Below are 5,604 nucleotides of genomic sequence, written 5' to 3'. Positions count from 1 at the left end.
CCTCGCCCCGCCGTCTGGCCGCGCATGTGACCGGCGTGCTGGCGCAGGGTGCCGACAAGGCCGTGCAGCAAAAGCTGATGCCCGTGGCGGTGGGCTTGGATGCCGCTGGCAACGCCACACCCGCTTTGCTGAAAAAGCTGCAAGCGCTGGGCGCTGACGTGAGCGACCCGGCCTCGGTCGTGGCTGCTTTGAAGCGTGCACCGGATGGCAAGGCAGAAGCCCTGTTCTACGACAGCGTGGCCAAAGGCGCTTCGCTGCAAGCCGGTCTGCAAAAAGCGCTGGAAGAAGCGCTAGCTAAGCTGCCCATCCCCAAAGTCATGCAGTACCAGCTGGAAACCGATTGCGAGTTGCCAGGCTGGAGCAGCGTCAACTTTGTGCGCCCGGCGCACAGCCTGATCGCTTTGCACGGCAGCACTGTGGTGCCGGTCAAGGCGCTGGGCCTGACCGCTGGCAACAGCACGCAAGGTCACCGCTTTGAAGCCAAGGTCTCGCCCCTGGTCTTGGCGCATGCTGACCAGTACGACCCAATCTTGAAAACGGACGGCGCCGTGATCGCCAGCTTTACTGAGCGACGCGCCGAAATCGTGCGCCAGCTGCAAGCGGCCGCCGCCCAAGTCGGCGGTGGTGTTCGCCCGATCGAAGACGAGGCCTTGCTGGACGAAGTCACGGCCCTGGTCGAGCGCCCCAATGTGTTGATCTGCGAATTTGAAACTCAGTTCCTGGACGTGCCGCAAGAATGCTTGATTCTCACGATGAAGGCGAACCAAAAATACTTCCCGCTGCTCGATGCCGCAGGCAAGTTGACGCACCAGTTTTTGGTGGTCAGCAACATCACGCCCGATGATGCATCGGCCGTGATCGGTGGCAACGAGCGCGTGGTACGCCCGCGTCTGGCCGACGCCAAATTCTTCTTTGACCAGGACCGCAAAAAGACGCTCGAATCGCGCGTCGAAGGCCTGTCCAAGGTCGTGTATCACAACAAACTGGGCACACAAGGTGAACGCATGACGCGCGTTTGCGCCATGGCCAAGGCGATTGGCCAGCAACTGGGGGGTGATGCGCTGGCGCAGCAGGCCGAGTTGGCCGCGCGTTTGGCCAAGACCGATTTGCTGACCGACATGGTCGGCGAGTTCCCCGAGCTGCAAGGCATCATGGGCACGTATTACGCCAAGAACGATGGCTTGAGTGATGCCGTGGCCAACGCCATTGGCGACCACTACCGCCCACGTTTTGCAGGCGACGAGTTGCCCAGCAACGACATTGGTGTGGTCGTGGCCTTGGCGGATAAATTGGAAACCCTGGTCGGCATGTTTGGCATTGGCAACGTGCCCACCGGCGACAAAGACCCGTTTGCGCTGCGCCGCCATGCACTTGGCGTGATTCGCATGCTGATCGAGAAAGACCTGGCCCTGGGCTTGCCCGAGTTGTTGGCGCTGGCCATCCCCGTTTTTGGCAACAAGATCACCGACCCTGCTGCGCTCTTGATCGATTTCATCTACGACCGCCTGTCTGGCAGCCTGCGTGAGCAAGGCTTCAGTCCGCAAGAGGTGGATGCCGTGATGGCATTGCGCCCGGCCCGTCTGGGCCAGGTTGGCGAGTTCTTGTCGGCGGTCCGTGCTTTTGCAGCTTTGCCCGAAAGCCCGGCACTGGCAGCGGCCAACAAGCGCATTGGCAACATTCTGAAGAAGGCCGGTGAAGTGGACGCCCACGTGAATGTCGCGCTGCTGCAGGAGGATGCTGAAAAAGGCCTGTACGCTGTGATGCAAAAGTTGCTGCCCGAGTCCGAGGCGCAGTTCAAGGCCGGTGATTACACCGCCAGCCTGCAGACTTTGGCCGCGCTGCGCGGACCGGTCGACGCTTTCTTTGACGACGTGATGGTCAACGCCGAAGCCATGGACCTGCGTCTGAATCGTCAGGGCTTGCTCAAATCCTTGCATGTGGCCATGAACCGTGTGGCCGATTTGTCGCGGCTGGCGGCCTGATCGCGCAACGGCCATGCAAATCAAACTCGTCATTTTGGACCGTGACGGCACGATCAACCGGGCCAGCGACGAGTTCGTCAAATCACCCGAAGAATGGCACCCCTTGCCTGGCGCACTGGAGGGCATCAGTCGCCTGAACCACGCCGGGTTTCACGTGGTGCTGGCCACCAACCAGTCGGGTTTGGGGCGTGGCCTGTTTGACATGGCGTCGCTCAACGCGGTGCATGCCCACATGCTCAAGTCCTTGGCCGCTGCAGGTGGGCGGATCGATGCGATTTTTTACTGCCCCCATGCGCCGAGTGAAGGCTGTGCCTGCCGCAAGCCTGCCCCGGGCTTGTTGCAACAAATTCAAGAGCGCTACGGCATTGACCTGAAGGGTGTGCCCTATGTCGGTGACAGTCTGCGCGACATGCAGGCCGCCCATTCGGCCGGTTGCGCGCCGCACATGGTGTTGACTGGGCGACATCCTGATCTGCAAGCCCCGTCCTTTCCCATAGGCTTTCCCCCCGACACACAAGTTCATGCCGATCTGGGTGCTTTTGTCGATCACCTGCTTGGCGACGCGACCGACCGCGACAAGACCCCCTGACCTCTCCAACCGAGTCCTCACACTGCATGAATTTCATCCGCTCTCTTGCCCATGTTTTGTGGATGGCCATCACCGTCGTGCCGTGGGCCTTGTTTGTGGTGGGCGTGTCGTACTTTGTCAGCAGCACCCGCCTGTACTGGATTTGCGCCGGTTGGCTGCGCTTGGCGGTGAACAGTGGCACCTGGATTTTGGGCATCGAAAACCGCATTCAGGGCATGGAAAACTTGCCGCAGGGCCACAAAGACCCGGCCGTCTTGCTGGTCAAGCACCAGTCGACCTGGGAGACTTTTGTCATGCCCGCGATCATGCCGCACCCACTGGCTTATGTGTTCAAGAAAGAGCTGCTCAGCGTGCCGTTTTTCGGCTGGGCCATGGGCCGCATGGACATGATCCACATCGACCGCAAAGAGCGCTCGCGCGCCTTTGCCAAAGTGGTCCAGCAGGGCCGTCGCTTGATGCAGGAAGGCGTCTGGGTGATCATGTTTCCCGAGGGTACCCGGATACCGCGTGGCCAAAAAGGCGAGTACAAAAGCGGTGGTGCGCGGTTGGCGATTGCCGCGGGCGTGCCGGTGATTCCGATTGCCGTGACTTCGGCGCGTTGCTGGCCGACCCGGGCGTTTGTCAAAAAGCCGGGCGTGGTGGACATCTCGATTGGCCAGGCGATTCCGAGCGAGGGGCGAAGTGCTGACGAACTGATGCTGGAGGTCGAGGCCTGGATCGAGTCTGAAATGCGCCGCCTGGACCCCGAGGCTTACCCTGCCGTCATCGGGCACTGAGACGAAAAGGGCGAACCATGCGCGCGCCTTTGCAGTTTGTGCTGGACTTTTTCACGGGGGGCGATCCGGTCTTGCCCGCGACCACACAGCCAAGCTCCCCGACCTCCCCGGCATTCCCAGTATCTTCGCAGGCGCCTCCTGCCTCTGAAGTCGTCAGGTCTGCGGCGCCCCAAGTGGAAGGCCTAGGGTTCACCCACCCTGCGGCCAACCGCCATGCGCAGTTGCAGGGCGTGACGGTGTCTTTCCGTTTTGAGCGCTCACGCCGTAAAAGTATCGGCTTCATGGTCGGGGCCGACGGTCTGGTGGTGCGCGCTCCAAGCTGGGTGACTTTGCGCGAAGTGGACGCCGCCGTGCAGGAAAAAGGCGTCTGGATCGTGGCCAAGTTGCAGCAGTTCAAAGAGCAGCAGACCGAACAATTTCAAAAGGCCATCGAGTGGCGACATGGCGCCGAGGTGCCGTATCTGGGGCGCATGGTGCAGCTGTGCGTGCTGGAGCGTGGCCTAGGCCGCGTGCACGGGCAGGACATTCCTGCTGAGCAAGTGTTGCCCGTGACGGTACCACCCGGCGCCACCGTGACCCAGGTGCGCGATGCGGCGCAGGTGTGGCTCAAGAAGCAGGCCAAGGTGTTGTTTGAGCAGCGCCTGAACCACTTTGCACCCTTGCTGGGTGTGCGCTGGCAAAAAATCAGTCTGTCGAGTGCCAATACGCGTTGGGGCAGTGCACGTGCCGATGGGCACATCCGCCTGAATTGGCGGCTGATCCATTTGCCGATCAGCCAGATCGATTATGTGGTGGTGCACGAGTTGGCCCATTTGCGCGAGATGAACCACGGCCCGCGCTTTTGGGAAACGGTGGGCGAGGTCCTGCCCGATTACGCGCAGCGGCGCAAAGCCTTGCGCCAGGCCCCGTCAGGACTCGCTCAGGACTGAGCGGTTCTAAAGCGAATGGTGCCATCGACATCGCGCTGGCGCTGCATCTGGCCGGACAGCCAAAGCAGATTCAAGTGGGCCACCGCTTCGCCCATGGCAAAGGTGGTCTGGTGCATGTCGAGTGGGCGTTTGAACAACAGGGGCAGCAGTTCATAGGCGCACTTTGCTTGCGTGTTGCAAGCTTGCAGCAGTTCGGCCAAGCGGTCTGCATGGTGCGCGCAAAGCTGTTCAATGCGCGTTGCTGCGCCCCGGAACGGGCGACCGTGCGAGGGCAGGATCAGGGTTTGATCCGGCAGGTGCGCCATTTTCTCCAGCGAATCCAGAAACAGCTGAAGCGGGTTGCTGTCCGGCTCCATGGCGTACACGCTGATGTTGGTGGAAATGGACGGCAAGAGCATGTCGCCGCTGATCAGCAGCTGGTTTTGTGCGTCATGCAGTGCGATGTGTTCTGGTGAGTGGCCGTAACCGCTGATGCATTGCCAGACCCGGTCGCCGATCTGCACAGGCGCACCTCCCATCAGGCGAACGTAGGCGCCTGTAATTTGGGGCACCATGCTCGGGTAGTAGCCGACACGGGCTTTCACTTGGGCCAGCTCTTCAGGCTGTTGCCAGCCGTGCGCTGCAAAAAAGGCCACGGTGGGTGCGCCGCCAAAGTTGGACACCCCGCTGCTGGCCAGTAAGGCCGATTGGTATTCGCTGGTGCTCATCCACAAAGGAGCCTGCCAGCGCGCACATAGCCAATGGGCCAGACCCATGTGGTCCGGGTGCATGTGGGTGACCAGCACACGCAAGACAGGCAAGCCCTGCAACATTTTCTGCTCCACCTGCAGCCAAGCCTCCCGGGTCGCGGGGTTGTCGATGCCGCAGTCCACCACCGTCCAGCCCTGTTGCCACACGCCCGCTTGGGTCGGGTGCGGCAGGTGGTCACGCAGCAGCCACAGGTTGATGTGGTTGAGTGCAAAGGGCAGGCCCATGCGCAGCCAAAAAATGCCAGGCGCGACCTCGATGGCTGAGCCCGTGTCGGGCAGTTGCTCTGCCAAGGGGAAGCTCAGCGGGCGAATGGGTGTGTGGGGCGGGACGCGGGCGTCTGGCTGTTGCATCACGGGAGCTGTGGGCAATGTGGACATGCGTCAAGAGGTTTGGGTTAGCATTCGGGGCATTGACGTTAACGTCAACGTCAAACATGAATTTGTATTTTAGGGGGCGGCTGGTCACAGGCCTGTCCCCGCTGCGCAAGCACGGTGAGGAACCACGCCATGGCTAACATATACACGATCAGCGATCTGGCTCAGGAATTTGACCTGACCACTCGCGCCATCCGTTTTTAC

The 5,604-nt window shown here is 61.3% G+C and carries 5 protein-coding genes and 1 pseudogene; 5 read left to right on the top strand and 1 reads right to left on the bottom strand.

Annotated elements, in window-relative coordinates; genetic code table 11:
• The 4 genes from glyS to ACIQ3A_RS13620 form a co-directional block, all read left to right on the top strand.
• Positions 1–1,982: glycine--tRNA ligase subunit beta (glyS, locus tag ACIQ3A_RS13635; RefSeq protein WP_396432269.1), on the top strand; the 1,982-nt coding region annotated here is incomplete at its 5' end.
• Between the two features lie 13 nt (positions 1,983–1,995).
• A complete protein-coding gene (gene gmhB / locus ACIQ3A_RS13630; protein WP_396432268.1) occupies positions 1,996–2,571 on the top strand; it encodes a D-glycero-beta-D-manno-heptose 1,7-bisphosphate 7-phosphatase in 576 nt (191 codons plus the stop codon).
• A 26-nt stretch (positions 2,572–2,597) separates the two neighbouring features.
• Positions 2,598–3,347 carry a lysophospholipid acyltransferase family protein gene (locus tag ACIQ3A_RS13625; RefSeq protein WP_396432267.1) on the top strand — a complete coding sequence of 250 codons (750 nt, stop codon included), beginning with the start codon at positions 2,598–2,600 and terminating at the stop codon, positions 3,345–3,347.
• 17 nt (positions 3,348–3,364) lie between these two features.
• The gene (locus ACIQ3A_RS13620; protein ID WP_396432266.1) at positions 3,365–4,276 is read left to right on the top strand and encodes a M48 family metallopeptidase; all 912 of its coding nucleotides are present in this window, start codon (positions 3,365–3,367) and stop codon (positions 4,274–4,276) included.
• Here ACIQ3A_RS13620 and ACIQ3A_RS13615 read toward each other — a convergent pair.
• Entirely contained in the window at positions 4,267–5,403 is a 1,137-nt protein-coding gene (locus ACIQ3A_RS13615) for an MBL fold metallo-hydrolase (RefSeq protein WP_396432265.1), read from the bottom strand. The two genes, ACIQ3A_RS13620 and ACIQ3A_RS13615, sit on opposite strands and share 10 nt — an antisense overlap.
• A gap of 129 nt (positions 5,404–5,532) precedes the next feature.
• Between ACIQ3A_RS13615 and ACIQ3A_RS13610 the strand changes: the two are divergent.
• Positions 5,533–5,604 (top strand): annotated as a pseudogene (locus ACIQ3A_RS13610) (MerR family transcriptional regulator); the annotation flags it as partial.

The organism is Limnohabitans sp., from assembly GCF_044361985.1.
Taxonomy (GTDB): Bacteria; Pseudomonadota; Gammaproteobacteria; order Burkholderiales; family Burkholderiaceae_C; genus Limnohabitans_A.
This window is presented reverse-complemented; position numbering and strand designations above follow the sequence as displayed.

Bases quoted from the DNA above. Each gene is read 5' to 3' on its own strand.
- gmhB (WP_396432268.1), top strand. From the start codon at position 1,996: ATGCAAATCAAACTCGTCATTTTGGACCGTGACGGCACGATCAACCGG.
- ACIQ3A_RS13625 (WP_396432267.1), top strand. From the start codon at position 2,598: ATGAATTTCATCCGCTCTCTTGCCCATGTTTTGTGGATGGCCATCACC.
- ACIQ3A_RS13620 (WP_396432266.1), top strand. From the start codon at position 3,365: ATGCGCGCGCCTTTGCAGTTTGTGCTGGACTTTTTCACGGGGGGCGAT.
- ACIQ3A_RS13615 (WP_396432265.1), bottom strand. From the start codon at position 5,403: ATGTCCACATTGCCCACAGCTCCCGTGATGCAACAGCCAGACGCCCGC.